The sequence below is a fragment of the Tateyamaria omphalii genome, assembly GCF_001969365.1.
Taxonomy (GTDB): domain Bacteria; phylum Pseudomonadota; class Alphaproteobacteria; order Rhodobacterales; family Rhodobacteraceae; genus Tateyamaria; species Tateyamaria omphalii_A.
Genome location: NZ_CP019312.1, coordinates 1623076 through 1649787 on the forward strand (window position 1 = coordinate 1623076; position 26712 = coordinate 1649787).

Here is a 26712-nt window from a genome sequence, read left to right on the forward strand (position 1 = left end):
ATGACCAAATCCGCAGACGCCTTTCGCACCATCTCTGAAGTGGCCGAGTGGCTGGGGGTTCAGACCCATGTGCTGCGGTTTTGGGAAAGCAAGTTCACGCAGGTGAAGCCGGTCAAGCGGGCCGGTGGGCGGCGCTATTACCGCCCTGCCGACATGCTGCTGTTGGGCGGGATCCGCAAGCTGCTGCACGAGGATGGGCTGACCATCAAGGGCGTACAGAAGATATTGCGCGAGGAAGGCATGGCGCATGTGGCCGACATGTCGCCGCCGCTCGATGCCGAAACCGACGCCCAGCTGGATGCCGACCTGACGGCGCGTATGGACGAGGACGTGCCGCAGCCGCCGATTGAGGCGGAGGTTATTTCCTTTGGTGCCCCGCCCAAGGCAGAGCCGGACACGCCTCCGCCGGAGGCCGCGTCATCGGAGCCCGAGGCAGCATCAGCATCACCTGAGCCGGACGCGCCACAGCCAATGTCGGCGCCCGGAGGGGACATGGCGCCTTTGCCATCCTTCCTGTGCACCCCGACGCCGCCGGCTGGTGCCCCCGATACCGATGGCGATGATCGACAAGGCTTGCCCTACCCGCCCTTTGTCGAGGACGTGCCCGTCGCACCGCCAGAGACCGCTGTGGAATATGCGGATGATCCGCCGCCCCTGCTGGCCGAGGAGCAGGCTGCGGAGCCCGTGGAGTTTGCACCGACAGACACGCCGCCGGAACCGGTAGACACCCATATTGCGGATCAGGCGGAAGCGGCCGACACAGTCGAAGACGGATCGGTCGAACCGGCAGATGCGGTACCGGACGCGGAACTGCCGCTTGAGCCGACACTGGATTTCGACGCAGACAGCGAAGTTGTTGCCGACGTGGCCCCCGAGCCCGCCCAACACCCAGATCCCGAGCCGTCATTCGAGCCGGTGCAGGAAACACCGGTGGAGGCTGCGCCGCCGATGGGCGCGGGCGAAGCGACGGATCCCGAACCGGGCGCACAGGACGATGCCGACGACGCGCCAGACCCTGCGCGCACGGGGTTGCCGTCATTCCTGGCGGACTATGCCGCACCCGCTGAGGAAGTGCCCGAGACGACAGAGGCGGAGACACCAGAGGCGGAGGAACCGGTGCGACCGGCGGCGGTTGTGGTGGTTGTGCCGGACGATCCGGACCCCGACACGATCCCGGTTGCGCCGTCGGCCCTGAGCAAGGCCGCGCGTGCGACGCATCTGAATGACGCGCAGCGCAACATGATCCGGCCCCTTGTTGCGCAGCTCGCGTCCTTGCGCGACCAGATGGCCGACAACCGGCGCGCGCCGCGCTAGCAAGAACCCGACGACCCGTGCCAATTCCCCCTTGCCCCCGGCCAGAAATCGGGTATGACACCCCTCACGTCGGGCTATGGCGCAGCCTGGTAGCGCGTCCGTCTGGGGGACGGAAGGTCGCAGGTTCGAGTCCTGCTAGCCCGACCATTACACACCGCCCCGGCGCTACGGGGTCGCTGATACGAAGCCTCGCACAGATGACAAAGGGGGCAGCATGATCGGCGTTCTTCCAGATACCGAATTGCAAGCGATGATGGGCCGCGGTGAGATCACCGCGGAGCCCGCCGTCATTTCCGAACAGATCCAGCCTGCCAGCCTTGACCTGCGTTTGGGCGCCGTTGCCTACCGTGTGCGTGCATCATTTCTGGCCGGACACGAGCGGCGCGTGACCGACCGCCTATCCGAGTTTCAGATGCACGAGGTGGATCTGTCCGGTGGTGCGGTTCTGGAAAAGGGCTGCGTTTATGTGGTGCCCCTGATGGAGGGGCTGAACCTGCCCGCAGATGTGCAGGCCGTGGCCAATGCCAAGAGCTCGACCGGGCGGCTTGATCTGCTGACCCGGACGATCACGGATGGCGGGACCGAGTTTGACCGCATCCCGCCGGGCTATTCCGGCCCGCTCTATGCCGAGATCTGCCCGCGGTCCTTTTCCGTGTTGGTGCGGCCAGGTATGCGGTTGAACCAGATCAGGTTCCGCGCGGGGCAAGCGGTTCTGGATGATGCGACGCTTGCCGCGCTGCATGCCGAGATGCCCCTGGTCAACGGCGACGCGGTGATTGACGAGGGCCTGGGCTTTTCCGTCGATCTGCGCCTGCCGGACACCACGCTTGTCGGCTACCGGGCCAAGCCGCATACAGGCGTCATCGACCTGGACAATATCGGCCACTACGACCCGGCGGAGTTCTGGGAGGAGGTGCGCGCGCGGGATGGGCATATCATCCTCGATCCCGGCGCGTTCTACATCCTTGTCAGCCGTGAGGCGGTGCATATTCCACCGGATTATGCCGCCGAAATGGCACCTTACCTGGCCATGGTGGGTGAGTTCCGGGTGCATTACGCGGGCTTTTTCGATCCGGGCTTTGGCCATGATGCGGCCGGGGGCACAGGCTCGCGCGGGGTGCTTGAGGTGCGGTGTCACGAGGCGCCTTTTGTGCTGGAGCACGGGCAGATCGTGGGTCGGCTGATCTATGAACGCATGGCCGCACGGCCCGCGCAGCTATATGGCGCGGGCATCGCGTCGAATTACCAGGGTCAGGGTCTGAAGCTGTCCAAGCATTTTGCGGCCCCGTAGCGCTAGGCCTGGTCGGGCTGCGATGTCTCGTCCGCTGCTTTGCCGTCGTTATCTGCGGGTGTGTCGGGTTTGAAGATGCGCTTGCCCGCGGCCTGGATCGAGGCAAAGGCATCTTCGGCCATGAAGCCCGACAGGAACGCGATGAAGGCCACGGTGTAGGGGCTGAGCTCGACATCGTTGGTAGGACCGCTGCCCTGGGTCAGGGCCAGCATCCCGGCGCCTGAGAACAGAAAGATGGCGATGGCCGCCGCGATCCCTTCGCCCACATTCACGAACAATCGGGACAGGGTCAACTCGTCCGCGTTCTTGGTCGAGTAATACCGGCGTGAAAAGGCGACAACGGTGCCCAGACCACCCGCGGCAATGGTGACGATGAGCGTCAGAAAGATCGTCGGGAAGCTGACGAAGCGCATCAGGATGTCGGGAAAGATGGGGAAATTCAGCGACAAGGCCGACAACCGTGCGCGCGCCGGATCGCCCGGCCCAAGCGTGTTTTGCAGTGCAAGGATCTGTTCGTCATGCGCCGTCCAGCGCAGCCGCAGTTCGTCAATCTCGGCCTGCAGCGCCTCTTTCTCTGCCCTGATGGCTAGCGACGCGGTGTTGGCGCCGTCCACCTCCTTGGACAAGCGGTCCAGCGTGCCGACCGTTTCATCGTGGAATGCCGCGTAACGGTCGGTCGTGTCCAGATCGACATCGCTGGCCCCAAGCCCGTCGCCCAACGTGCGCAGCAGCGCCCGCAATTGCAAATCAGCCGTGGTGGCGCGCAGATTAACCTCTTCTTCGGCGACCGCCTTGTGAAGGTTTTCCAGCGTCGTGTCGTAGATCAGGCGTTGAGGGCCGCCAAGATCGTATTGATATTCAGACAGCTTGCCGAGTGTGGCGTCGACCTCTGCCCGCAGCGCGCGTTTGGCGATGGCAATGGTGCCAAAGGATTTGCTGTGCCGGGTTTCGATGTCCGACATCGCGGCGGCCTGAATCTGGATGTCCTCGGTTATCCGTGTCTTGGCACGCTCCAGATCCTGTTCGCGCTTGATGATGAAGAGCAGGTTGTCGATGTCAGACACAAGCGCCTGGTTCTCCGATACGGTCGACGTGATCGGCTCGGCCTTCCAGGCGGTGCGGTAGATATAGCTACCGAAACCGATTGTGACGAACAGGACGAAAACGACGTAAAGCCCGATCACCGTCACGCCAAGCGATACGGACGAGACAAACAGACTGGGTGTGCGATCTGCCATGGTTGAAATCCCCCACTTTAACCAATGGGGGTGACGCTACGGCAGCGTGCAGACGCAAGCAACGGTGGTATTCCCGACCTGTTGGGTCGAATGCCGGGCTAGTCCCGCCCTTCCTTGGCGGCCTGTCGCGCCTGACGTGCGGCACGGCGTGCGCGGCGCTGTTCGCGGATCTGCGCCTGGGTCGGGCCATCGTCAGCCTCCACCTCGGGATGCGGCGGCGGTGCGGCCTTAGGCTGTGCCCGGCCGCGGCTTGCGCGGTTCACACCGGCGTCGATGCCCTTGCTGATCGCTTTGCGCATCACGATCCGCATGATCATGTTGATGATCTGGTTCACATTCATCGGACTGCTCCTGCCATCTGGCTTGGCCGTAACATAGCAATGAATGCGACGTTTTTCAGGCCCTTTTGCCGGATCAATCCTCGAAAAGCTCGGATTGCCCTTCTTCGCTTTCGTCTTCGGCCTCGGTTTCGGGCCCCGGAAGCGTGCCGGGCGGTGGACGATTTTCCAGAAGCCCTGCGGCGCGCAGCTCCTTCAGGCCCGGAAGGTCGCGCGCGTTTTCCAGTCCAAAGTGATCAAGGAAACTTTGCGTCACCACAAAGGTGACAGGCCGGCCCGGCGTCATCTTGCGGCGGCCAAAGCGGATCCATTCCAGTTCCAGAAGCTGATCCACGGTGCCCCGGCTGACGCTGACGCCTCGGATTTCTTCAATCTCGGCCCGGGTGACGGGTTGGTGGTACGCGATGATGGCCAGCGTTTCGATGGCCGCGCGGCTCAGCTTGCGCGTCTCGACCGTTTCCTTCTGCATCAGGAACCCAAGGTCGGCGGCGGTGCGGATCGCCCAGGCGTCGCCGACTTTCATCACCTGCACGCCGCGCCCCTCGTAGCGTTTGCGCAGGTAGACAAGCGCCTCTGCGGCGTCGCAGCCGTGTGGCATACGCGCCTCAAGCTCGCGCGTGGTAATGGGTTCGGTGGTGGCAAAGAGAATGGCTTCGACCATGCGTTCCTGTTCCGCCATCGGTGGCGCTTCGAACAGGCTTTCTTCTTGTTCTTCAGGTGCTTCGGTCACGGGGCTCATCTTTCTTGCGCAGCTGGATGGGCGCGAATGTGTCGGACTGGCGGATCTCCAGATGCCCTTCCTTGACCAGTTCGAGACTGGCGGCAAAGGTGGCTGCGGTGGCAGACCGGCGCTTGACCGGGTCCAGTTCCCAGCCTTCGGGCAGGTAGGACAGGATGTCGGTCCAGTCGCCCGCAAAGCCGATCAGGCCGCGCATCCGGTCCAGCGCCTGTTCCATGGTAAAGACCGCGTCGCGGTCCATGACGAAGGGGCGGAATTCATCGCGCGTGCGGATGCGGGCATAGCCCTGCATCAGGTCGAGCAGCGTGGCGGAATATGTGACCTTGCGCACCCGCGTCACCATTTCGGACTGGCCCCGGGCAAAGAAGTCGCGCCCCAGCTGGTCGCGCGCCATAAGGCGTGCAGCCGCATCGCGCATGGCTTGCAGCCGTTCCAGTTGAAAGGCGAGATGTGCCGCCAGCTCTTCGCCCGATGGTCCCTCTTCGGTCGGGTCGGGCGGCAGGAGCAGGCGGGACTTGAGGAAGGCGAGCCAGGCGGCCATGACCAGGTAGTCGGCGGCAAGTTCCAGGCGCAGCTGTTTCGCCTTTTCGACAAAGGCAAGGTATTGGTGGGCCAGTTGCAGGACGGAGATCTTGCGCAGGTCGACCTTTTGCGTCCGGCTGAGGGTCAGAAGCAGGTCCAGCGGCCCCTCGAACCCGTCGACGTCAATGATCAGTGCCTCCGCCGCAAGGCGGTCGGCGACCGAAATCCGATCTTCCTCGAATATGTCTTCAGCCATGCCCCACGCTTCAACCAGCCCCGCCCAAAAGCGCCTCAAGTTCGGCGGTGAGCTCGGCAATGTCAATGTCGTCGGGGGTTTTGCGGGCGGCGAGCGCGGCCTCGGCCCGGGTTTGGGCAGCGTCGGTCATTTGGCCCGCGGCGTTGGCGGATGCGATACGCGCCGCCAAGGGCGCATTGCAGTGCAGGACCACATCGCAGCCTGCGTCGAGCGCGCGGCGTGAGATTTCATCAACAGTCCCTTCGAGTGCCTTCATCCCGATGTCGTCGGTCATGATCAGCCCATCAAAACCGATATCGCTGCGGATCAGGTCCATCGTGTCCTTGGACAGGGTGGCCGGCGCTTCGTCCACCGCCTCGAACACGACATGCGCTGTCATGCCCATCGGCAGGTCGTTGAGATCACGGAACGGGGCGAAGTCCGTCTCACGGAGGGTGTCGAGGCTGACATTGACCCGCGGCAGGTCGAAATGGCTGTCGATGGCGCTGCGACCGTGCCCCGGCATATGTTTGATGACCGGCACGACACCACCATCGAGATGCCCTTGCGCGGCTGCCCGCCCAAGGGCCGCGATGTCACCGGGTGACGTGCCGTAGCAGCGGTTGCGCAGGAAATCATGCGTGTCGTTGACCATCAGATCGACCATGGGCGCACAGTTGCTGTCGATGCTGATTGCTTTAAGTTCGTGCGCTATGTGCCTGTATCGCAAATACATTGCACGTTCCGCATCGTCACCTGCGGCCCGCACGAAGTCCAAGGGCGGCAACCATTCGGTCCAGATGGGGCCGCGCATGCGCTGCACACGCCCGCCTTCCTGGTCGATGGTGATTATGGCGTCGCGCCCCACCGCCTCGCGCATTTCCGAGCAGAGGCCATAGACTTGATCAGGCGTGTCGATATTGCGCGCAAAGAGGATGAAGCCGAAAGGATCCGCGTCACGGAAGAACGCCTTTTCATCCGGCGTTAGACGCAGGCCGTCGGCATCCAGGATCGTGGCGCCGAAATTGCTCATCTGGTGACAACCGGGATGCAGTCGGCCCCTTCGGCGACAAGGGCCGAGCAGAAGCGGCGCGCGTCGCTGAGGTCAGCAAAGCCGTGGGCGCGCAGACGGTAGAAGGTGCGCCCGCCGGATTGCGCCTGTTGAACGATGCGCTCTTTGTCCCGCAAGAGGTCGCCGAACCGGCCCTGCATCTGATCCCACTGCGCGCGGGCGATGTCGGGGCTGTCAAAGGCACCAAGTTGGACGAGCCGTGTGCCCGTCGGGATGGCCGATGCCTCCAATTCGGAGGTTTGGGAGGCTGCCGCAACCTCAATCGGTGCAGGCGTGACCGTTTCGGGGGCCGAAGCCGGCCGCAATTGTGGCCGCACAGAGGTCTGCGGCCCGGGCCCCTTCACCACTGCGGGCACGGGGGTCGGTATCTCGGGCAGATCGGCTGCACTGACGCTGGCCAGCACCGCCTCGGCCACAGCATCGTCGATCGGGGTCGCGTCTATGGTGTCGACACCTGCGGTGAGCTGGTTGACCAGATCGTCCACGTTGCCCTCGGCCAGCGCCGCTGCCACGTCGATTTGCGGGGCATCGAGGCTGGCGGCCACATCAAGCGGCTCAGGTTGTTGCACGGGTGCCACGGCCTGCGCGGGGATCGGCTGATCTTCGTCTGTCAGATCGACGGGGCGCGGCGCAAGGGTGACCTGATCGACGGGGCCGGAGGCTTCGCCCGCGGCAGCCACTTCATTCACGGCCAACCCCGTGTTGCGGGCCAGTTGACCGCCCGGATTTTCTGGCCGCACACGCATCTCGCCTTCGGCGGCGCGCACAACCGGAATGCCCGAGACGTCGCGCATCACCAACTTGTAGCCCCAGACGGACACCCCGGCGATCAGCGCAAGCGACACCGCAGCCCCCGCGAAATTTGTCAGGTTTTTCAGAACGTTCGAAGGTGGCGGGGATGCGGACTCGGTCGCATCATAGCCCCCGTGACCCATCTCGTGGGTATAGTGCATATCTGCCATCTTTGCCTCATTGCCCGCGCGGATACATGCCCGCGCAAGTCATCTATCTTGTTTTGCCCGCCCGGTTCTGTTGACCGCGGCGCGCCTTGGGGTAAGTGCCTGTGTGCCCCTATTGGCGGAGCGTTAACGCAGCTCTTCGGCTGGTTTCACTCCGAGAATACCAAGGCCCGCTGCAATTACAACGGCGCAGGCACTGGCAAGGGCGATTTTTGGCATGGACGCCTCTTCGCTGTCCTGAAGAAAGCGCAATTCGGGCTTGTCGTTGCCGCGGTTCCACAGCGCATGGAACACCTGCGCCAGTTCGTAAAGGTAAAAGGCGACCCTGTGCGGTTCGTTGCTGCGCGCCGCCGTCTCGACCAACCGGGGCCATTCGGCGATCTTGGCGGCCACGGCCAATTCTGCCGGATCGGTCAGGCCGCTCAGGTCGGCCACTGCGAGCCGCTCATGCGGTAGGTTGAAGCCCGCCTCTACCGCCTTGCGCATCACGGACGTGACCCGCGCATGGGCATATTGCACATAAAAGACTGGATTTTCCTTGGACTGCTCAAGCGCCGCGTCCAGATCGAAGTCGAACATCGCGTCATTCTTGCGCGTCAGCATCATGAAGCGGGTCACATCGGGCCCCACCTCGTCCACCACGTCGCGCAGGGTGACAAAGGTCCCTGCCCGCTTGGACATCTTGAATTCCTGCCCGTCCTTGAACAGCTTGACAAGTTGCGTGAGCTTGACGTCGAGCGGCACGGCGCCGTCCGACAACGCGCTGACAGCAGCCTTCATCCGTTTGACATAGCCACCATGATCCGCGCCGAAGACGTCAATCAGCGCGTCAAAGCCGCGCTGTACCTTATCGTAGTGATAGGCGATGTCGGGCGCGAAATAGGTCCACGCCCCGTCGGACTTCATCACGGGCCGGTCCACATCGTCACCATGGTCGGTTGATTTGAACAGCGTCTGTTCGCGCGACTCCCAATCCTCGGGCTTTTTGCCCTTGGGCGGCTCAAGCACGCCTTCGTAGATCAGCCCCTTGGACCGAAGATCATCAAGCGCCGCCTCGATCCGGCCCGTGCCGTAAAGCGACTTTTCGGAATAGAACACGTCCATCTCGACGCCAAGCGCGGCCAAGTCAGCACGGATCAGGTCCATCATTGCTTCGGTCGCGAATTCGCGCACTTCGGTCAGCCAGAACTGTTCGCCCTTGTCTACAAAGGCATCGCCCACCTTGGCCTTGAGCGCCTTGCCCACGCCGATCAGGTAGTCGCCCGGATAGGTGCCATCCTCGAACGCGACCTCTTGGCCGTGCGCTTCGAGATAGCGCAGGTAGACGGACCGGGCCAGCACGTCGACCTGCGCGCCACCGTCATTGATGTAGTATTCGCGCGTCACGTCGTGGCCCGCGTAATCCAGCAAGGAAGCCAGCGCATCGCCAAAAACCGCGCCGCGCGTGTGGCCCACATGCAGGGGGCCGGTTGGGTTGGCGGACACATATTCGACGTTGACCTTTTTTCCCGCGCCCAGCTTGGACCGGCCATAGTCAGTGCCTGCCTGCAATACCGCTGCGACCACGCCCTGCCAGACGGACGGGTCCAGCCGCAGGTTCAGAAAGCCCGGCCCTGCCACCTCGGCGCTGGTGATCCGGTCGTCTTCGGCCAGCCGCGCGGCCAGCATGTCCGCGATGTCGCGCGGTTTCATCTTGGCAGGCTTGGCCAGCACCATGGCCGCGTTTGTCGCCATATCGCCATGGGCCGCATCGCGCGGCGGTTCAACCGTCACATTTTCGGTTGCCAGACCTTCGGGCAGATCGCCCGCCTCGACCATGGCGGCAAGATTGTTCAGCACGAGGGCGCGGATGTCGGCAAAGAGGTTCATTTGGGGCCTTATTCATTGGTTGCGCGGGGTGTATCACGCGCACCCCAAGCGTCAAGCGCTGCTACCCGGTCAGGCGGGCGTGTTCCTGCAGCGCGAAGCGGTCCGTCATGCCGGAAATGTAGTCCGACACGCTGCGCGCCAGTGCGACTTCATCCTGCGCGTCCACGTTGCGGCGCCATTCGGCTGGCAGCAGGTCGGGCTGCGCCATGAACAGCGGAAACAGGTCATTGACGATGCGGGTCACGCGCTCGCGCTCGACCATGACGGACGGGGCGCGGTACATGTTGGCGAAGAGGAATGCGCGGATCTGTTGCAGATCCGCCCAGAGGGCATCCGAGAAGCGTATGACTGGGCGGCCAAGGTGGCGGATGTCTTCGACCGACCCGGCGCCGCTTTCGGCCAGCAAGGCGCGCGACGTTTCGACCACATCCGTGACCATTGCGGCAAAGACGCGGCGCAGCCCTTCGTGGCGCCGCCGCTTGGGATCGAGGTCGGGGTAAAGCCTGTCGACCTCGGCAAAGGCAGGGCCGATCATCGGCAGGTCGCAGATATCCGCCTCGTCAAACAGTGCGGCGCGCAGCCCGTCATGCAGGTCGTGGTTGTTATAGGCGATGTCGTCCGACAATGCGGCCACCTGCGCCTCTGCACTGGCGTGGGTGCCCAGTTCCAGGTCGTGTTCGGCGTCGTAGTCGGCCAGCGCATAGGGCAGATCACCTGCCACCGGGCCGTTATGTTTCGCAATCCCTTCAAGGGCTTCCCAGGTGAGGTTCAACCCGTCGAAGTCCGCATAATGGCATTCCAGCCGGGTCACGATCTTGATCGCCTGTGCGTTGTGATCGAAGCCGCCATAGGGCGCCATCAGCGCCTGCAACGCGTCCTCGCCCGTGTGGCCAAAGGGCGGGTGGCCCAAGTCGTGAGCCAACGCCACCGCTTCGGTCAGGCAGTCGTTCAGACCCAGAGCGCCCGCAATGGTGCGCGCCACCTGGGCCACTTCGATGGAGTGGGTCAGCCGTGTACGGTAGTAATCGCCCTCGTGCTCCACGAACACTTGGGTCTTGTGCTTGAGCCGCCGAAAGGCCGAGGCGTGAATGATGCGGTCGCGATCCCGCTGGAAGGGCGAGCGAAACGACATCTCTTCTTCCGGCCAACGCCGTCCCCGGGCGCGGGCAGGATCCGAGGCATACGCGGCTGTCATTCGCTGTGATCCTTGTCGGCTCCTACAGCCTCGCATATATTGCACATGCAGCACGATGAAAACCGTTCGGAGCAGACGCACATGCAATTGCCACCCAAAGTGACCGACCGCGCCTTTGAACGCCTGGCCGAGATTGGCGCCGCCGATCAGGGACAAGCCCTGCGCGTGGCCGTCGAAGGGGGTGGATGTTCCGGGTTTCAGTATGAAATCGCGCTGGACGACCCGAAGGAAGACGACCTCGTATTGGAAGGCGCGGGCGAAAAGGTTGTCGTGGACAGCATCAGCCTGCCCTTCCTGTCCAACGCGGTCATCGACTTTTCCGAGGAATTGATCGGCGCGCGGTTCGTGATCGAGAACCCCAACGCCACCAGTTCGTGCGGCTGCGGTACGTCTTTTTCAATGTAGGATCAGGCGCGCGCGAAGACGTCAAAGAACGCCTCGAATTCCATGGTGGACGCGATGGTTGCCTCCAACAGCAGGGCAGCATCATCTTCCAGCGCGCTGAACACGTAGTCGGACATGTGCCCCCAGTCTTTGCTGCGCGTTTGCGATGCGGCAAAGAGCGCGCCTGACACCCCGCGCAGGGCGCTTGGCCGGTATTGCTGTTGATCAAAGCGCACGCGCCCGACAGGAATGGCCGCCCCCGTGTCATCGTGGCCAAGAACCTGAGCCGCCCAATTTGCCACAAGGTATTCGTGGTAGTCATCCGGCCCGCTCACCGCGTCGTCCGCGACCACTGCAAACGCGCCCATCGCCGTGCGCGCCGCATCGACCCAGACCGCGTTGGGCTCCTGCCCTGCATGTTTCAAAGCAATGCAAACCTCGGCCAGCAGGTCGATGTTTTGATCCATATGCGCAAGGATGCCGACATATTCGAGGCTGCGCAGCGCGCCTGCATCCAGGTTCGGATCACGCCGCCCGTATTCCGACAGGTAAAAGACGATATGCGTCAGCTCATACGCCGCCTTTTTGTTCGGCAAACCGAACGTCTCTGCCCGACCGATGAACGCCCGCAATCGGGTGTCCAGGTCGGGATCGGCGGCCTTGCAGCACACACCCCGCCGTTCAAGCAGCCGTCGTGCCTCGGCGCGTTGCAGATCACTCAGTTCGGCATCGGGCAGCCCCTGCGCGGCGACCCAGTGGCACAAGCCCTCCATCTGCGCATCCACGCCGGTGCCCCGCACCCCCAGATCTTCCAGATCCAGACCGATGGACAGCAGGAAGCGGTAGTATTGTGGAAAGAACCTTAACCGCTCTTTCAGCCCCGCGTAGAAATCGACATGCGGATCAAGTGCTGCGTCGCTGACCTGCATCCCCGTACATTCGAGGATGCTGAGCAGTTCGGCGTTTTCCTTCAGCCAGAAGACATCGTCGGGGATCCGGCGCTGCGTGGCAAAAAGGTCAATCAGCCTGTCCGTCCGGTCGGCCATGCGCTGGCGGCGCGGCGGGACATTGAGCGCAATGATGTTTGACATAAGTCGCGTCCTTTCATGTGCTGTGGTCATGTCCCGCCAACGCGGGTCAGGAGCCCGAGGAGAACAGGCCGGTGACGTCACCTTGGGTCACGGTGCCTGTTACGGGGCCGGAACCGGACGAAAACGCGCCGGTCGCATCGCCGGATGCCGCCTCCGAAGTCAGGGGGCCGCTGCTGGTCGAGAAGAGTTCAACCCCGTCACCGGCCGCAGTTTCGATCGCCGCAGGCGCACTGCTGGTCGAGAACAATTCCACACCATCGCCCAGGGTGGCATCCGTTGCGACAGGTGCGCTGCTGGTCGAGAACATCTCGACCCCGTCGCCCATCGTTGTGTCGGTCGCAAACGGCGCGCTGCTGGTGGAAAACAGGTGTGTTCCGTCCCCGACGGTTGCGTCTGTTGCCATTGGGGCACTGCTGGTCGAGAACATCTCGACACCTTCACCGAGGATGGTCTCGAATGCGCCGGGTGCGCTGCTGGTCGAAAACAGATCGACCCCGTCGCCAGCGTGCAAGCCACCGATTGCGGAGGTATCGAGAGCGACGTTGATTTTGCGTTGGGCTGTCATGGCTGAATTCCTTTCGCCTTTGGGTTGTGACCCTTAAAGCGTTGCCCGCTTAAGGCGATTGACGAAAGGATTTTTCTGCCCGAAGGCGAGCCGATGCAAACTTATCCACATAAGGAAAGCCACAGAAGCATTTGGCCAAGATCGGCTTCAAACCGGAAAGGGAAGCGTCAAAAAAACTTATCCACAGTGCTGTTTTTAATGCATTTTTCTGACTTTTAGCACGCTTCTCCCAAATTTTAACCCGAATCGAACAGTTAAGAAATAGTTAATTTAAGCCCGTCACCGCTTCCGATTGACGGCCTTGCCGTCCGGCGCAGGATGCGCAACACATCGGATGCACACGCGCGAGGGGCCGACATGAAAATCGCAACGTTCAACATCAACGGGATCAAAGCCCGGATCGACGCACTGCCGCGCTGGTTGGATGCGGCCAACCCGGATGTCGTGCTGTTGCAAGAGATCAAATCGGTGGACGAAAACTTTCCCGCCGAACTGTTCGAGGACCGCGGCTATAACGTCGCCACGCACGGGCAGAAGTCATTCAACGGGGTCGCGATCCTGTCCAAGCTGCCGCTTGAGGACGTCACCCGCGGCCTGCCCGGCGACGAGGCGGATGAACAGGCGCGCTATATCGAGGCCACGGTGATGGGCGACACGCATGCGATCCGCCTGTGCGGGCTGTACCTGCCCAATGGCAACCCGACGCCAGGTCCGAAATACGACTACAAACTCGCGTGGATGGACCGGCTGCGTGCCCGCGCCATCGCGCTTCTGGCCGAAGAAACGCCGTTCCTGATGGCGGGCGACTACAACATCATCCCGCAGGCCGAAGATGCCAAACGCCCGGATGACTGGCGCGACGATGCGTTGTTTCGACTTGAAAGCCGCACGGCATTCCGTCGGCTTCTGAACCTGGGCCTGACCGAAGCCTTTCGCGCACGCACGTTCGGGCCGGGACACTATTCATTCTGGGACTATCAAGCGGGCGCGTGGAACAAGGATGACGGCATCCGCATCGACCACGTCCTGCTCAGCCCGGTCTGTGCCGACCTGATGACCGACTGTCAGATCGACAAGGCGGTGCGGGGTGAGGAAAAACCGTCGGACCACGTGCCGGTCTGGGTCGATCTGGCCGCCTGACGCCATGGGGCCGTGTCACGGACTGTCACAGGTGCGTGGGGACTGTGGCGCGTGAAAACGGGCGCCCCATCTCTTGGCCACAGATGTTTGCAGGAGATCCAGATGCCGACCCGTCGCACCCTACTCACCATGGCAGCCACCCTGCCCGCCGCAACCCTCATCGCGCGGGCCGCACTGGCCCGCACCCCCGCTGTTTATGCAAACGAGGGCATCGCCGTCGACGCCAGCGACGTGGTCGCCTACTTTACACAAGGTGAGCCCGTCAAAGGTGCGCCAGAGCACGCGCATGTCTGGAACGGGGCGGAATGGCACTTTGCAACGGCCGCCAACCGGGATGCCTTTGCAGCGGATCCGGAAGCCTATGCTCCGCAATACGGTGGGTACTGCGCCTGGGCGGTGAGCCAGGGTTACACCGCCTCAACAATCCCCGAAGCGTGGAAGGTTGTGGGCGGCAAGCTGTATCTGAATTTCAACCGCCGCATCCAACGTCGTTGGGAACGGGACATACCCGGCAACATCGCGGCCGGCGATGCCAACTGGCCGGGCGTTCTGGCGTGATAAGATCCGGTGCGGGCGGCTCACGCCTGCAACTCGGCGTCCCAATAAAGGAAATCCATCCAGCTTTCATGCAGGTGGTTCGGGGGAAACTTGCGGCCCATGTTCCGCAACTCCTCCGCCCCCGGCTGGCGCGGTGGTTTGCGCAGGGCCATTCCGGTGCGGTGCAGCGGTTTCGACCCTTTACGCAGGTTGCAGGGGCTGCAAGCCGCAACCACGTTCTGCCAACTGGTCACACCGCCCGACGCACGCGGCACAACGTGGTCAAAGGTCAGATCCCCCTTGGCCCCGCAATACTGACACTGAAATTCGTCCCTCAGAAACAAATTAAAGCGCGTGAAGGCCACGCGCTTTTGGGGTTTCACATAGTCCTTGAGAACCACGACCGACGGTATTCGGATCACGGTACTCGGGGACCGGACGACCTCGTCATATTCGGCCACGATATCGACCCGGTCGAGCCAGGCGGCCTTGATCGCCTCCTGCCATGGCCAAAGCGACAGCGGATAGTAGCTGAGCGGCCTGTAATCGGCATTCAACACCAGCGCCGGGTGCTGTTTCAGCGCAGAGGGGCTGCGCGTAAATTCTGTCCTGAAATCGCCGTCCATAAGTGACTCCGTCCTCGCCCTGTCTGCCCGTTATCGGCACCAGAGCGGGGAACCCGCCCCAGCTTTATACGGTGACTATATATTGTGGAAAGCGTCTGGCAAGTGCCCAGCTGACCACGAGATGTCGCAGGTCGGATAGGACAGGTTCATGACACGCATATGACGGTTATCCACAGGTTGCGGGCTTAGTCGCAATGCCCCGCATTGGCCGGAGCGTCCGTCAGCGCCACCAACGGCTCGGCCCGCGCACTGACCAGCGTCAGATCGGCCACACGTCTGCTGGTTACGGCCCGTTGCGACAGCCGGTAGACCAGTTCGGCTAGACAGGCTTCGGACAAGTCCGACGCGCGGCGCAAGTTGACGAAATGGACATCCATCATCTGTCCACCCCGCACATTCCACTGAAACGACTTGAACCGCTGCGCCGGATGGGCCGCATGGAGATGTGCGGCAAAGAGCTTGTGCAAAGGGCTGGTTTCCAGCCATTCAGTGTCCGACCAACCGCGCAGGCCCACCACCCAGACATCTGCATCCGTGAGGTTGGCCACGTCACGTGTTCGGTCGAGCAAACGGGCATCCGCATCCATATCCAGGATCAGCTTGCCGAATGCCCCCGGCATCCGGACCGAGCGCAAGACTATCGACCGGTCCAATTCGGTATCGACCGCCGCCGTCGTCGTTTGCAATTCATCCAAGTTGAAGGCGGTGGCGGGTGTCGTCAAAGTGATACTCAGCACCGCCGCCGCGAGGGCAAAGCCCCCAACGAGCGCCATCTTCATGTCGCGTCCCCCTGTTGCGCACTGTTTTTATCGGCTCAGTGCGCCACAGAAATCGCGACAGGGCAAAGCAAATGTAGTGAGGGACTACCAGATCAAGGGCAAGCGCGAAAAAAAGTGGCCGATTTGGCAATATTGTTCCGCTCAGAGCCCCAATTTGTCCCGCATAAAGGCCAGCGCGACACTTAGGCCATCAGGTGCGATTCCATGCGCCGTGCCTTTCATGACATGGGCATAGACGTCCTTCCACCCTGCCCCCTGCAACGCCTCGGCAGCTTGCGGCAGCGATTGCGGCGGCACGACGTCATCCTGATCGCCGTGGATCAGCAGGATGGGCGGACGGCTCACGACCTCATCGGCCAGTACTTCGGGGTTCAGCAGACGCCCGGAAAAGGCAATGATGCCCGCAACCGGGTCTTCGCGCCGCGGCGCCACATGCAGCGACATCATCGTGCCCTGGGAAAAGCCGAACAGCACGACCTGTTCGGGCAGTACATCCTCGTCCACCATCAATGCGTCGAGAAAGGCGTTCAGGTCCTCGGCCGCGGCGCGCAAACCGCGCTCGGCCTCTTCCTCGGATGACCCGTCGATCCATGGGATCGGAAACCACTGATATGCGCCCGGCATCATGTCGATGGCCTCGGGCGCATCGGGGGCCACAAATAGCGTATCGGGCAGATGCTCGGCCAGCGGATCGGCCAGCCCCAAAAGGTCCGCGCCATTGGCACCATAGCCATGCAGGAACACGACGATGGACCGCAACTCACCCGATTGCGGCTCAACCCGCCCTGCCTGCAACACCCGTGTCATGTGATCCCCTCTCGGCCCTTTGCGACCCGGTAGTAGGTGAAGAACAGCCGCGCAGCAACCGCCCGCCAGGGCGACCAGTCCTCGGCCATCCCGCGCAGCGCCTTTTCCTTGGGCCGTTCCGGCAAGTCAAAGATCATGCGCGCCGCCTCCTGCAGGGCCAGATCACCGGGCGCAAAGACATCCGCGCGCCCAAGGGCAAACATGGCATAGATCTCGGCCGTCCAGACACCGATGCCCTTCACGGCAGTGAGCGTCGCGATCACTTCGGCATCCGGGGCCGCGCGCAGCGCGTCATAGTCAATCCCGGCATCGGCCAAAGCGAGGGCATAGGCAATCTTCTGGCGGCTTAGCCCCGCAGACCGCAAACCATCCTCACCCGCCGCAATCACCCCGGTCGGATGTGTCATGCCCCCGGCGTCCAGCCTGCCCCAGATCGCATTGGCGGACGCGGTGCTGACCTGTTGACCGACAATGGCATTCAACAGGGCGGCAAACCCGTCCGGCCTGCGCCGCAAGGGCAGCGGCCCCGCAGTCTCAAGCGCCCTCGCGAGGGCCGGATCGCAGGTGGCGAGCCATGCTGCACCTTCGGCCACGTCGGCATCCGTCTCTACAATGCGTCCCGTCACAAGCGGCCCACCCAGTCCAACAAGGCGTCCGTATCGCCAACCTGCACGCCAAAGCCGCTGTCCGGGGGGTCAATCAAAACCACCGGCATGTTCAGCGCGCGCGCCGCGGCAAGTTTTGGAAAGCTGCTTGTGCCACCGATGTTGCGGGCCAGCACCACGTCGATCCGCAAGTCGCGAAACAGGGCCATCTCATCGTCCACATCGAACGGCCCGCTGCCAAACACATAGGTACAGCCATCCGGGGCCGCATGGTCGTGGCGCTGCAACTGGCGCAAGAAGACCGGGCCGTCATGGTGGGTCAGAACCTCGGCACTGTCGCGCCCGGAAGCGGCAAAAACACGCGCCCCCGCGGGCAAGGCGGCCACGGCGTCGGGCAGTGTCGTCACATGCTGCCATCTGTCGTCCGAGGTTGCCGTCCAGCCGGGACGCCGCAGCCGAACACGCGGCAGATGCGGGGCCAGTCGCATGGCGATGCTGCGCACGGTATCGTCAAAGGGGTGGGTCGTATCCACGATCCCCTCGGCGCCCAACAATCCGCCCCGCAGGCGCGTCGCACATGATACGTCCGAAGACCCCGGCGCCCGCGACCAATAGACGGACACGTCATGGCCCGCCCCCGTCAGCGCGACCAGCGCGGGGTCGGTCATCGCCGAACCGCCAAGGATCAAGAGCCGTGCCATGGCGCCACCCTACGCCCCTTTGGCTTGCGCGCAAGCACCTGCGCTCAAACGCACGCTTGTCGCAGGCCGCGCACGGGGATAGTCAAAACGCATGACCCAAATCGACGATACCCGCGCCAAGCGCAACGTGGCCGTCCTTGTGGCGGCGCAGGCCTTCCTTGGCAGCCAGATCACCATGATGTTCGTGGTCGCTGGACTGGCCGGACAGCAGCTGACACCTTTTGCCTGCCTCGCCACACTGCCCATTTCGCTGATCGTGTTCGGGTCGATGACCACGGCCCCTTGGCTGTCGAATGTGATGCAGCGCTTCGGACGCAAATCGGGGTTCATCATCGGTGCCTTTGGCGGGCTGCTCGGGGCCGCCATCGGGGTCTGGGCGCTGAGTATCGGCAGTTTCTGGCTGTTTCTGGTGGGCAGTTACATGACGGGAATCTACATGTCGGCACAAGGCTTCTATCGCTTTGCCGCGGCTGACACCGCATCGGACGCCTTTCGGCCGAAGGCCATTTCCTACGTCATGGCAGGCGGGCTTTTGTCGGCCATCATCGGCCCGCAGGTCGTGGGCTATGTCACCGCAGACACGGCAGACGCGACCGTGGCACGGTACATCCCGATCTACTGGGTTGCGATGGGCTTCAACCTGATGGGCATGGCGCTGTTCTTCCTGCTCGACATCCCCAAGCCGCCCGCACCTTCGGCCACGGACGGCCCTGGCCGCAGCCGCAAGGAACTGCTGCGCGACCCGCGCATCGCCGTGGCCGTGATCTGTGCTGCGGTGTCCTATGCGCTGATGAACCTGGTGATGACGTCGACCCCGCTCGCCGTCGTCGGCTGCGGCTTTACCGAGCCGGACGCCGCGAATGTCGTCACCGTACACGTGCTGGCCATGTTTGCACCGTCCTTCTTCACCGGCCACCTGATTTCGCGCTTCGGGGCAGAGACGATCATGGGGCTGGGCCTTGCCATCCTCGGCGTTGCAGGGCTGGTGGCGTTGCAGGGCGTGGACCTCGCCAACTTTTACTGGGCGCTGTTCTTCCTGGGAATCGGCTGGAACTTCGGGTTCATCGGCGCAACCACCATGCTGTCGAGCGCCCACAGCGCGCAGGAGCGCGGCCGCATGCAGGGCATGAACGATCTGATCGTCTTTGGCGGGGTGACCGTTGCCTCGCTGGCCTCGGGCGGTTTGATGAATTGCGCAGGCGGTGACGCCGTCGAAGGCTGGGCAGCCGTCAACATCGCCATGGTGCCGTTCCTTGTGCTGGCAGGCGGGTCGCTGATCTGGCTGGTGATGCGTCAACGGGCCGTTACGGCTTAGGCGGATCAGGATCCGCCTTACAGCATCGCGCGTCCGGTCAATGCCGCGACACTCAACCGCCACGGGACCAAGGGCACGGGCACTGTACCGTTGGCCACCATTGCGGGTGCGTGCATAATCTGTTTCAGACACTGCGCCGACCCAAGCGCGGGCCACAACGCAACCCGCGCACGTGCTGGCACACGCGGGGTCGTAAGGCGCATCCTGATGCGCCCCGCAAGTGCTGCGACACCTTCATGTGTCCCATCCAGCAAGGGAATACGCCCGGCCTCTTCGAGCTTTGGCACGGCACGTAAGAAAGCGACCAAAGCACCAACTGCCGCAACCGAACGCACCGCCCGTTCCTGATCGGCCGGCGCGCCCAACGCCTCTGCCGCGGTCCACATCAGGTGGCCCGCGGTCTGGTCCAGATACCGATCAAAATGCGCCTCATCCTCAAACGGCTCTCGGTAGACGTCCCAACGGCGCGCCGCGACCGCCTCGTCCAAGCGGCGCGCCGCGTCGGGCGACAGGATCGTGGCCACGGGCGTCGTCACCTCATGCTTGCGCACATCCCGCCCCTCGGCGATCTCCTCAAGCGCGTCCCGCCACCACTGCAAACGCATCTCCGCAATCATCGCCTCTTGTGTGACCCAGGGCGCACGCGACACTTCGACATTCAGGGCATAGAGCGGAAACAGGATTGCGCGCGCGTCCACCGGCGCGGCCATCACGGTGCGGAACCGGTCCGGGTCGCCTTGCTCGACCAGCCGGGCGCAGGGAACGACCTGGTTGGGAAAGGTCATGCCCGCCCCGTCACAGGACAGGCGGCAGAGGCACGGCGGCTCATGTCACACCGTCCTGCACCAGTTTCCACCGGATCGCATCCAACAGCGCCTCAAAGGACGCATCGACGATATTCGCGCTGACACCGACCGTGGACCACCGCCGCCCCTGCCCGTCCTCACTGTCGATGATGACGCGCGTGACGGCCTCGGTCCCGCCTTGGGTGATACGGACCTTGAAGTCGACCAGGCGGATATCCTCGACAAATTTCTGATACCGCCCGAGATCTTTGGCCAGCGCCTTGGCCAACGCGTTGACCGGCCCGCGATCCGTGCCTAGGGCATCCATGGATTCACTGACGGACAGCATCTTCTGACCGTCAACCTTCACCACAACGACGGCTTCGGACAGTGACACCATCTGATCCCGCTTGTTCTTGCGCCGCTCGATCGTGACCCGGTAGCGCTTGACCTCGAAAAACTCGGGCAGCAGTCCCAGCTCGTCGCGCGCCAGCAGTTCGAAGGATGCTTGGGCGGTGTCATAGGAATAGCCCTCAGCCTCGCGCGCCTTGATCCGGTCGAGGATGCGGGGCAAGGCGGGGTCTTTCGGCGCGACCTCCAGCCCCATCTCGGCCAATCGCCTCCGCAGGTTCGATTGCCCCGCCTGGTTCGACATCGGAATGATACGCGCGTTCCCGACCGAGGCCGGGTCCACATGCTCATACGTCGTCGGATCCTTGAGGATGGCCGAGGCGTGCAGCCCGGCCTTGTGGGCAAAGGCCGATGCTCCGACAAAGGCCGCCTGTTTCTGGGGGACGCGGTTCAGGATGTCATCGAGCATCCGGCTGGTCCGGGTCAGCCCTGCCAGCGCCTCCACCGAGACGCCGGTTTCAAACTGGCTCGCGTAGGGTTCCTTGAGCAGCAGGATCGGGATCAGCGCGGTCAGGTTGGCGTTTCCGCACCGCTCGCCCAGCCCGTTCAAGGTGCCCTGGATCTGGCGCGCGCCCGCATCGACGGCGGCCAGCGATCCGGCCACGGCATTTTCGGTGTCATTGTGGGTGTGGATGCCCAGCCGGTCCCCAGTGATCCCGGACGCGATGACCGCCTTGGTGATCTCGTGGATCTGGTGGGGCAAGGTGCCGCCGTTCGTGTCGCAAAGGGCGACCCAGCGCGCCCCGGCATCATGGGCGGCGTGGACCGCTTCGAGGGCGTAGTCGGGGTTGCTTTTGTAGCCGTCGAAGAAATGTTCGGCATCAAAGATCGCCTCGCGCCCCTGTGCGGCAAGGTGGGCAAAGCTTTGGGAGATGTTGGCGGTGTTCTCGGGCAGGGAGATGCCGAGGGCTTTTTCCACGTGGAAATCGTGGGTCTTGCCGACCAGGCAGACCGCCCCGGTTCCCGCGTTCAGGACCGCGGCGAGGACGTCGTCGTTTTCCGCGCTGATGCCCGCTCGCTTGGTCATCCCGAAGGCTGTGAAGGTCGCGCGGGTTTTGGGGGGCTGTTCGAAAAAGGCGCTGTCGGTGGGGTTGGCGCCCGGCCAGCCGCCCTCGATATAGTCGATCCCGAGGGTGTCGAGGGCCTGGGCGATCTGGTGTTTTTCCGGGGTGGAGAATTGGACCCCTTGCGTTTGCTGCCCGTCGCGCAGGGTGGTGTCGAAGAGGAAAATACGTTCGCGGGTCATCATGTGTCCCTCGCTGGGACGGTGTGGCAGGCACGGGATTTCAATGGGTTACAGCGGCGCGTTAACCCTTTGGAAAGGTTCACTCTCATTTCAGCGCCTCCAGCTTGGCCGCATCAAAGCCAGCGCCAGGAACCAGCTCGACGCCTGCTTTGCTCATGCGGACCTCGACACCGGCGTCGACCAGCGCGGATTTCATCGCGTCCACAGGGCCGAAATCCTTGGACACCATCGCATCTGCCCGCAGCGCGGCAAGCTGCGCGGCCCAGCCGTCCAGATCGGACGTATCGGAGACATCAACGGCAGTGAGGTTAATGCCCATTAAGGTTAACGCCGCCGACAATCCGGCCGCGTCGTGATCGGATGCAAGGCGGTGCATGTGGGTGATAGCGAGCGGTGTGTTCAGATCATCCGACAGCGCGTCGAGAATGTCCGTTGGGACATCCGTGCCGTCGGCATCGCCGACAATCCCCGCCCACTTGCGCAAGGTCGCCTCCGCCTCCGCCCGCTTCTTCTCGGTCCAGTCCATCGGCTTGCGGTAGTGGGTGGACAGCATCACAAAACGGATCACTTCGCCCGGCACGCCCTGATCGAGCACATCGCGGACGGTGAAGAAATTGCCGAGGGATTTCGACATCTTCTTGCCCTCGACCTGCAGCATCTCGTTGTGCATCCAGACATTGGCAAAGCCGTGGCCCGCGCATTTCGACTGCGCGATCTCGTTTTCGTGGTGGGGGAATTGCAGGTCATTGCCGCCGCCGTGGATGTCGAACCTGTCGCCCAAAAGCTCGTAGGCCATGGCCGAGCATTCGATGTGCCAGCCGGGCCGCCCCCTGCCCCACGGACTGTCCCAGCCGGGCAGATCGTCGTCGGAGGGCTTCCAGAGGACAAAGTCCATCGGATCCTCCTTGTAGGGTGCGACCTCGACCCGGGCGCCTGCGATCATGTCGTCGACCGAGCGGCCCGACAATTGCCCGTAGTCGGCATAGGCCCGCACACGAAAAAGCACATGGCCCTCGTTGGCATAGGCGAAGCCCTTGTCGATCAGGTCGGTGATCATCGCCACCATCTGTGCGATGTACTGGGTCGCGCGCGGCTCGTGATCGGGGCGCAAGGCCCCCAGCGCATCCATGTCGGCGTGATACCACGCGATGGTTTCATCGGACCGCTCGGCGACCAATTCTTCCAGCGTGCCTTTGGCCCCCGCCTCTTTCCGCGCGAGCGCGGTGGCGTTGATCTTGTCATCCACGTCCGTGAAATTGCGCACATACGTCACCGCATCGGCCCCATACACATGGCGCAGAAGCCGGTTGAGCACGTCAAAGACGAGCACAGGACGCGCATTGCCCAGATGGGCGCGGTCATAGACGGTGGGGCCACAGACATACATACGCACGTTTTCCGGATCGAGGGGTTCAAATGCCTCTTTCCGGCGGGTCGCGGTGTTGTAAAGCTTGATGGTCATGTCGAAGCCTCAGAGATGCAGGGCGTGAGCGCAGGTTGGCGCGGGCCTAGCAATTCTGAGATGTCATGGAAACAAAGAACCGGCCCGCTGAGGAAATCAGCAGATGATGCAGCAGGTGATGCAAATCGTGCGGTTCATACCCGGTGGGTAGCGCGCAGGATGATGGTCGGTCAACCCTTTTCAGGGGCGGGCGTGATGGGGACCGCCATGTGGTGCGGGAGGAGGCATCCTTGGTCGAGCGCGCTGCACTGCAGGCAGGGTGCAGGAACGTCTGCCGGGCGCCCAACTCGGTCATTGTGACTTTTGGCGGCGCGCGCGCCGCGTGAAGAGTGCTGCACAAACGGAAGACGGCATGCCTGCGCTGAGCAGGAGAAGCGGACATTGGTGCGGCGCGCGGCATGGATTTTGGCGACAGCTATCGCCCGATGCGCGCACGGGACGAGGCGACGGACAAAACCAACCACGTCGCGAGGCGCGCGGGGTTTTCTTGATGCCACCTGCCTGCTGTCTCCGGGGGTGTCGGCCCTGCCCGGACAATAGCGCGGTCCAGCCGAGATACGGCGGCGTTGCCCCGGGATGTATTCCCCGAACACCGGAGACCCCGATCAGACAATTTGCGCGCCGCATCCTTGCGCAGGATCAGTGTCGCGTCATCCTGCGCGGCAAGCACACCCTTGGCGTCCTTAAGTTCGCGCGGGTCGGCGTCGCGTTTCCAACCCGTAATCCACGATCATTTTACGTGAGAACCGGCTGATGCCTGCGCCCGGATTGTTCCCTTGTATCCCCATGCGGAACTTTGCCGCCATGTCCGGTTTTGCCGGATCCTCCGCCGACGCGATGTCAGCGGGGGCGTCAACCGGAACGCCATGGAGCGGTTGCCAAAACAAAACCGCGTCGCAACGCAACTGCGCACGCTGCAACGTGCCGTTGAGGTGAATTGCAATAGTGCGCCCTGACCGCTGATCACTCGTGATATGGATGCTATGCTAACGACCTGTCATTTGGTTGGATGGTGCGAAGCGTGGTGGCTGCCGCACAGCAGCCGTTTGGCCAGGCCAATACCCCCTTCTGTGCGCCGCCGGGCGGCGGTATAGGTCTGCTCAGAGGGAGGAACGGTGATGACGATTGGATCGCAGACTTTGATACGCTCATCTCATACCGGCACGCCATGACTGTCGATGACGCAAACCGCATCTGTGCCGCCCTGCCCGGCGCGTGGTATCACTCCAATGCCGATGGCGGGCTGGAGGCGTGGAAGGTGGGAGACAAGATGTTCGCCTGCTATGGCCATGCGCTTGACGGTGTGTCGGTCAAGACGGCGGACCCCGACAGCGCGCAGTTCCTGATCGAGATCGGGGCGGCCATCAAGGCGAAGTATTTCCACCGCTCCTGGGTCCGTATCCCATTTGATCATCCGGGTGCGGACGCGCTGGCCGACCGCATCCACACCTCTTATGGCCTGATCCGCAAGAGCCTGCCCAAAAAGGCGCAAGCGGACCTTGCCGCGTGGCAGGACGACACATAACCCTTCTTCATCTTGCCACATAGACTCCGGTGTCTGGGGCAGCGCCCCAGTCCGCGTGTTGACATCGCTGGCGCCCTCTGCGCCCTTGGCCCCGAGACCCGCAAAAGGAGCAACCGATGTCCCTGTCCCAACGCATGCAGACCCTCACCGGCGGTGGATCGGATGGCTGGGATGTGTTCATCAAGGCGCGCAAGATGATTGCGGCGGGCACGGCCGTCACCGAACTCACCATTGGCGAGCATGACATCCGAACCGCGGCACCCATTCTGCAGGACATGCACCGGAGTGCGATGGGCGGGCATACGGGCTATGCGATGGTGCCGGGCACGGATGCGTTGCGCGACATGGTCGCGGCGCGCACGACCGAGCGTACAGGGGTGCCCACCACCCGCGACAATGTGCTGATCACCCCCGGCGGGCAGGCGGCGCTGTTTGCTGCCCATGCCGCCGCCTGTGATCCGGGCGACACCGCGCTTTACCTCGACCCCTATTATGCCACCTATCCCGGCACGATCCGGGGCGTGTCCGCGGTGCCGCAGGCGATTGCGACGCGGGCGGAGGATGCGTTTCAGCCCCGTGCCGCCGACATCGCGGCCCATGCGGAGGGCGCGCGCAGTCTCCTGATCAACTCGCCCAACAACCCCACCGGCACGGTCTATTCCCGCGCCACGCTGGAGGGCATTGCGCAGGTCTGCGTGGACCACGATCTGTGGCTGATCTCGGACGAGGTGTATGACACGCAGGTGTGGGAGGGGGCGCATCTGTCGCCCCGCGCCCTGCCCGGCATGGCCGAGCGCACCCTCGTGATCGGTTCGATGTCGAAGAGCCATGCCATGACCGGGTCGCGCTGCGGCTGGATCATCGGGCCCGAGGAGGTCATCGCCCATCTGATCACCTTTGCCACCCACACCACCTATGGTGTGCCGGGGTTCATTCAGGACGCGTCCGTCTTTGCGTTGGGTCAGGGACCTGCGTTCGAGGCGGAGGTCGCCGCCCCCTTTCTGCGCCGCCGCGCCATCGCGCAGCGAGTGCTGGGCGCGCAGAACACCATCGGGCTGATCCCGGCGCAGGGGGCGATGTACCTGATGCTGGACATAAGGGCGACGGGGATGAGCGGAGACGATTTTGCCAATGCGCTGCTGGACCGGCACCACATTGCCGTTATGCCCGGCGAGAGCTTTGGGAGCGCTGCCGCCGGGCATGTCCGCGTCGCGATGACCATCGACGACGCGGGATTTGAAACGGCGCTGCGCACGCTTGCGGGCTTTGCCGAAGCGCGCGCGCGCGCCGCCTAGAACCGGATCGAGCCGCGCACGGTCAGCGTCGTGGCGTCCGCCTCGACCCCCGAACCGCCGATGTCGTCAAAGCTGTGGTCCAGCAGTTCCGCGCCCACCGTGTAGCGGTCGTTGATCTGATAGGCGACACCGATGCCGTAGAACTCACCGGTTTCACTGCCCAGCGACGTGTCGAGGTCGGCGACACCCGCCGTGAAGTACCCAAGCGTCCGGCCGAAATCGTACCCGGCCTGCAGTTTCAGGCGGGCCACGCTGTCCACGTCCGCCGCGCCATTGAGGTCGATATCGGCAAAGTCATAGTCCAGCTCACCCCCCAGCACGAAAGTGCCGAAGTCATAGCGGTAGCCCAGGTGCGCACCGTAGAGGATGTCGTCACCATCCGCATCGCCGGTGGCGTCCACATCGCCGTAGCCGAGCTGCACACCGGCATAACCACCGGTCCAGTCACCGCCAAATGTCTGCACGGGTGCGGGCGGCAGCGGGGCCGGTGCCGCAGGCTCGGGCGCCGGGGGCTCGAGGCTGCCTGCCAAAGCGGGGCCAGCCAGCGTTGCGGCGAGGCCAATCGCAAGAATGCGCGTCTTCATAAGTCTGCTCCTTTTGTGTTGGCAAGGCACGCGTAGCGCACCTCCCAAAGAACAAGTGGCAACATCACCATTTTGTTCCAGC

Annotated in this window: 27 protein-coding genes and 1 tRNA gene; 9 read left to right on the forward strand and 19 right to left on the reverse strand. The window is 63.4% G+C overall.

What is annotated here, in order from left to right; all coding sequences use genetic code 11:
- From BWR18_RS22070 to BWR18_RS08115, 3 genes are all read left to right on the forward strand, one after another.
- Complete coding sequence (locus BWR18_RS22070) at positions 1–1314, forward strand: MerR family transcriptional regulator (protein WP_076627507.1); 1314 nt, start codon at positions 1–3, stop codon at positions 1312–1314.
- A 70-nt stretch (positions 1315–1384) separates the two neighbouring features.
- Positions 1385–1461 (forward strand) — tRNA-Pro (locus tag BWR18_RS08110).
- Between the two features lie 67 nt (positions 1462–1528).
- The gene (locus BWR18_RS08115) at positions 1529–2605 is read left to right on the forward strand and encodes a 2'-deoxycytidine 5'-triphosphate deaminase (protein ID WP_076627508.1); all 1077 of its coding nucleotides are present in this window, start codon (positions 1529–1531) and stop codon (positions 2603–2605) included.
- Between the two features lie 2 nt (positions 2606–2607).
- Here the strand turns inward: BWR18_RS08115 and BWR18_RS08120 are convergent, their stop codons facing one another.
- The 8 genes from BWR18_RS08120 to BWR18_RS08155 form a co-directional block, all read right to left on the reverse strand.
- On the reverse strand, positions 2608–3843 hold the full coding sequence (locus tag BWR18_RS08120) for a hypothetical protein (RefSeq protein WP_076627509.1): 1236 nt from the start codon (positions 3841–3843) through the stop codon (positions 2608–2610).
- A gap of 98 nt (positions 3844–3941) precedes the next feature.
- Positions 3942–4184: a hypothetical protein gene (locus tag BWR18_RS08125; protein WP_076627510.1), complete on the reverse strand. Its 243-nt coding sequence runs from the start codon at positions 4182–4184 to the stop codon at positions 3942–3944.
- Positions 4185–4257: 73 nt separating this feature from the next.
- A complete protein-coding gene (gene scpB, locus BWR18_RS08130; RefSeq protein WP_083957663.1) occupies positions 4258–4920 on the reverse strand; it encodes an SMC-Scp complex subunit ScpB in 663 nt (220 codons plus the stop codon).
- Positions 4895–5698, reverse strand: coding sequence for a segregation and condensation protein A (locus tag BWR18_RS08135; RefSeq protein WP_076627511.1), 804 nt, complete (start codon positions 5696–5698; stop codon positions 4895–4897). The genes scpB and BWR18_RS08135 overlap by 26 nt, the downstream gene beginning before the upstream one ends.
- Before the next feature lie 10 nt (positions 5699–5708).
- Positions 5709–6710, reverse strand: a complete 1002-nt coding sequence (gene nagZ, locus BWR18_RS08140) for a beta-N-acetylhexosaminidase (RefSeq protein WP_076627512.1) — start codon at positions 6708–6710, stop codon at positions 5709–5711.
- Entirely contained in the window at positions 6707–7711 is a 1005-nt protein-coding gene (locus BWR18_RS08145; protein WP_076627513.1) for an SPOR domain-containing protein, read from the reverse strand. Before BWR18_RS08145 ends, nagZ begins: the two co-directional genes overlap by 4 nt.
- Before the next feature lie 123 nt (positions 7712–7834).
- Positions 7835–9577, reverse strand: a complete 1743-nt coding sequence (gene argS / locus BWR18_RS08150; protein WP_076627514.1) for an arginine--tRNA ligase — start codon at positions 9575–9577, stop codon at positions 7835–7837.
- A 61-nt stretch (positions 9578–9638) separates the two neighbouring features.
- The gene (locus BWR18_RS08155; protein WP_076627515.1) at positions 9639–10772 is read right to left on the reverse strand and encodes a deoxyguanosinetriphosphate triphosphohydrolase; all 1134 of its coding nucleotides are present in this window, start codon (positions 10770–10772) and stop codon (positions 9639–9641) included.
- An 81-nt stretch (positions 10773–10853) separates the two neighbouring features.
- On the opposite strand from BWR18_RS08155, the gene BWR18_RS08160 reads away from it, so the two are divergent.
- Complete coding sequence (locus BWR18_RS08160) at positions 10854–11177, forward strand: HesB/IscA family protein (protein WP_076630196.1); 324 nt, start codon at positions 10854–10856, stop codon at positions 11175–11177.
- A gap of 2 nt (positions 11178–11179) precedes the next feature.
- On the opposite strand, the gene BWR18_RS08165 is transcribed toward BWR18_RS08160, so the two are convergent.
- Positions 11180–12247 (reverse strand): DUF6902 family protein, encoded by a 1068-nt coding sequence (locus BWR18_RS08165; protein WP_076627516.1) that lies wholly within the window; start codon positions 12245–12247, stop codon positions 11180–11182.
- A 46-nt stretch (positions 12248–12293) separates the two neighbouring features.
- Complete coding sequence (locus BWR18_RS08170; RefSeq protein WP_076627517.1) at positions 12294–12812, reverse strand: DUF6749 family protein; 519 nt, start codon at positions 12810–12812, stop codon at positions 12294–12296.
- 357 nt (positions 12813–13169) lie between these two features.
- Between BWR18_RS08170 and xth the strand changes: the two genes are divergently transcribed.
- Together xth and BWR18_RS08180 are read left to right on the forward strand one after the other, a co-directional pair.
- Positions 13170–13952 (forward strand): exodeoxyribonuclease III, encoded by a 783-nt coding sequence (gene xth / locus BWR18_RS08175; protein WP_076630197.1) that lies wholly within the window; start codon positions 13170–13172, stop codon positions 13950–13952.
- Positions 13953–14054: 102 nt separating this feature from the next.
- Positions 14055–14510 carry a YHS domain-containing (seleno)protein gene (locus BWR18_RS08180; RefSeq protein WP_076627518.1) on the forward strand — a complete coding sequence of 152 codons (456 nt, stop codon included), beginning with the start codon at positions 14055–14057 and terminating at the stop codon, positions 14508–14510.
- Positions 14511–14530: 20 nt separating this feature from the next.
- On the opposite strand, the gene BWR18_RS08185 is transcribed toward BWR18_RS08180, so the two are convergent.
- From BWR18_RS08185 to BWR18_RS08205, 5 genes are all read right to left on the reverse strand, one after another.
- Positions 14531–15115, reverse strand: a complete 585-nt coding sequence (locus tag BWR18_RS08185; RefSeq protein ID WP_076627519.1) for an HNH endonuclease — start codon at positions 15113–15115, stop codon at positions 14531–14533.
- Between the two features lie 185 nt (positions 15116–15300).
- Entirely contained in the window at positions 15301–15894 is a 594-nt protein-coding gene (locus BWR18_RS08190) for a hypothetical protein (protein WP_076627520.1), read from the reverse strand.
- A 141-nt stretch (positions 15895–16035) separates the two neighbouring features.
- A complete protein-coding gene (locus tag BWR18_RS08195) occupies positions 16036–16701 on the reverse strand; it encodes an alpha/beta hydrolase (RefSeq protein WP_076627521.1) in 666 nt (221 codons plus the stop codon).
- Complete coding sequence (locus tag BWR18_RS08200; RefSeq protein ID WP_076627522.1) at positions 16698–17327, reverse strand: DNA-3-methyladenine glycosylase family protein; 630 nt, start codon at positions 17325–17327, stop codon at positions 16698–16700. Before BWR18_RS08200 ends, BWR18_RS08195 begins: the two co-directional genes overlap by 4 nt.
- A complete protein-coding gene (locus BWR18_RS08205; protein WP_076627523.1) occupies positions 17324–18007 on the reverse strand; it encodes a precorrin-6A/cobalt-precorrin-6A reductase in 684 nt (227 codons plus the stop codon). Before BWR18_RS08205 ends, BWR18_RS08200 begins: the two co-directional genes overlap by 4 nt.
- A gap of 91 nt (positions 18008–18098) precedes the next feature.
- Between BWR18_RS08205 and BWR18_RS08210 the strand changes: the two genes are divergently transcribed.
- Complete coding sequence (locus tag BWR18_RS08210; RefSeq protein WP_076627524.1) at positions 18099–19322, forward strand: MFS transporter; 1224 nt, start codon at positions 18099–18101, stop codon at positions 19320–19322.
- 17 nt (positions 19323–19339) lie between these two features.
- On the opposite strand, the gene BWR18_RS08215 is transcribed toward BWR18_RS08210, so the two are convergent.
- The 3 genes from BWR18_RS08215 to cysS all read right to left on the reverse strand — a co-directional run bounded on the left by BWR18_RS08215 (position 19340) and on the right by cysS (position 23226).
- Positions 19340–20107 (reverse strand): squalene/phytoene synthase family protein, encoded by a 768-nt coding sequence (locus tag BWR18_RS08215; protein WP_076627525.1) that lies wholly within the window; start codon positions 20105–20107, stop codon positions 19340–19342.
- A gap of 40 nt (positions 20108–20147) precedes the next feature.
- A complete protein-coding gene (gene cimA, locus BWR18_RS08220; RefSeq protein WP_076630198.1) occupies positions 20148–21764 on the reverse strand; it encodes a citramalate synthase in 1617 nt (538 codons plus the stop codon).
- Between the two features lie 85 nt (positions 21765–21849).
- Positions 21850–23226, reverse strand: a complete 1377-nt coding sequence (cysS, locus tag BWR18_RS08225; RefSeq protein WP_076627526.1) for a cysteine--tRNA ligase — start codon at positions 23224–23226, stop codon at positions 21850–21852.
- 1168 nt (positions 23227–24394) lie between these two features.
- On the opposite strand from cysS, the gene BWR18_RS08230 reads away from it, so the two are divergent.
- Both BWR18_RS08230 and BWR18_RS08235 read left to right on the forward strand, forming a co-directional pair.
- On the forward strand, positions 24395–24751 hold the full coding sequence (locus BWR18_RS08230; RefSeq protein ID WP_076630199.1) for an MmcQ/YjbR family DNA-binding protein: 357 nt from the start codon (positions 24395–24397) through the stop codon (positions 24749–24751).
- A 116-nt stretch (positions 24752–24867) separates the two neighbouring features.
- Positions 24868–26046, forward strand: coding sequence for a pyridoxal phosphate-dependent aminotransferase (locus BWR18_RS08235; RefSeq protein WP_076627527.1), 1179 nt, complete (start codon positions 24868–24870; stop codon positions 26044–26046).
- On the opposite strand, the gene BWR18_RS08240 is transcribed toward BWR18_RS08235, so the two are convergent.
- Positions 26043–26630, reverse strand: coding sequence for an outer membrane protein (locus BWR18_RS08240; protein WP_076627528.1), 588 nt, complete (start codon positions 26628–26630; stop codon positions 26043–26045). The two genes, BWR18_RS08235 and BWR18_RS08240, sit on opposite strands and share 4 nt — an antisense overlap.
- Positions 26631–26712 lie beyond the last annotated feature (82 nt).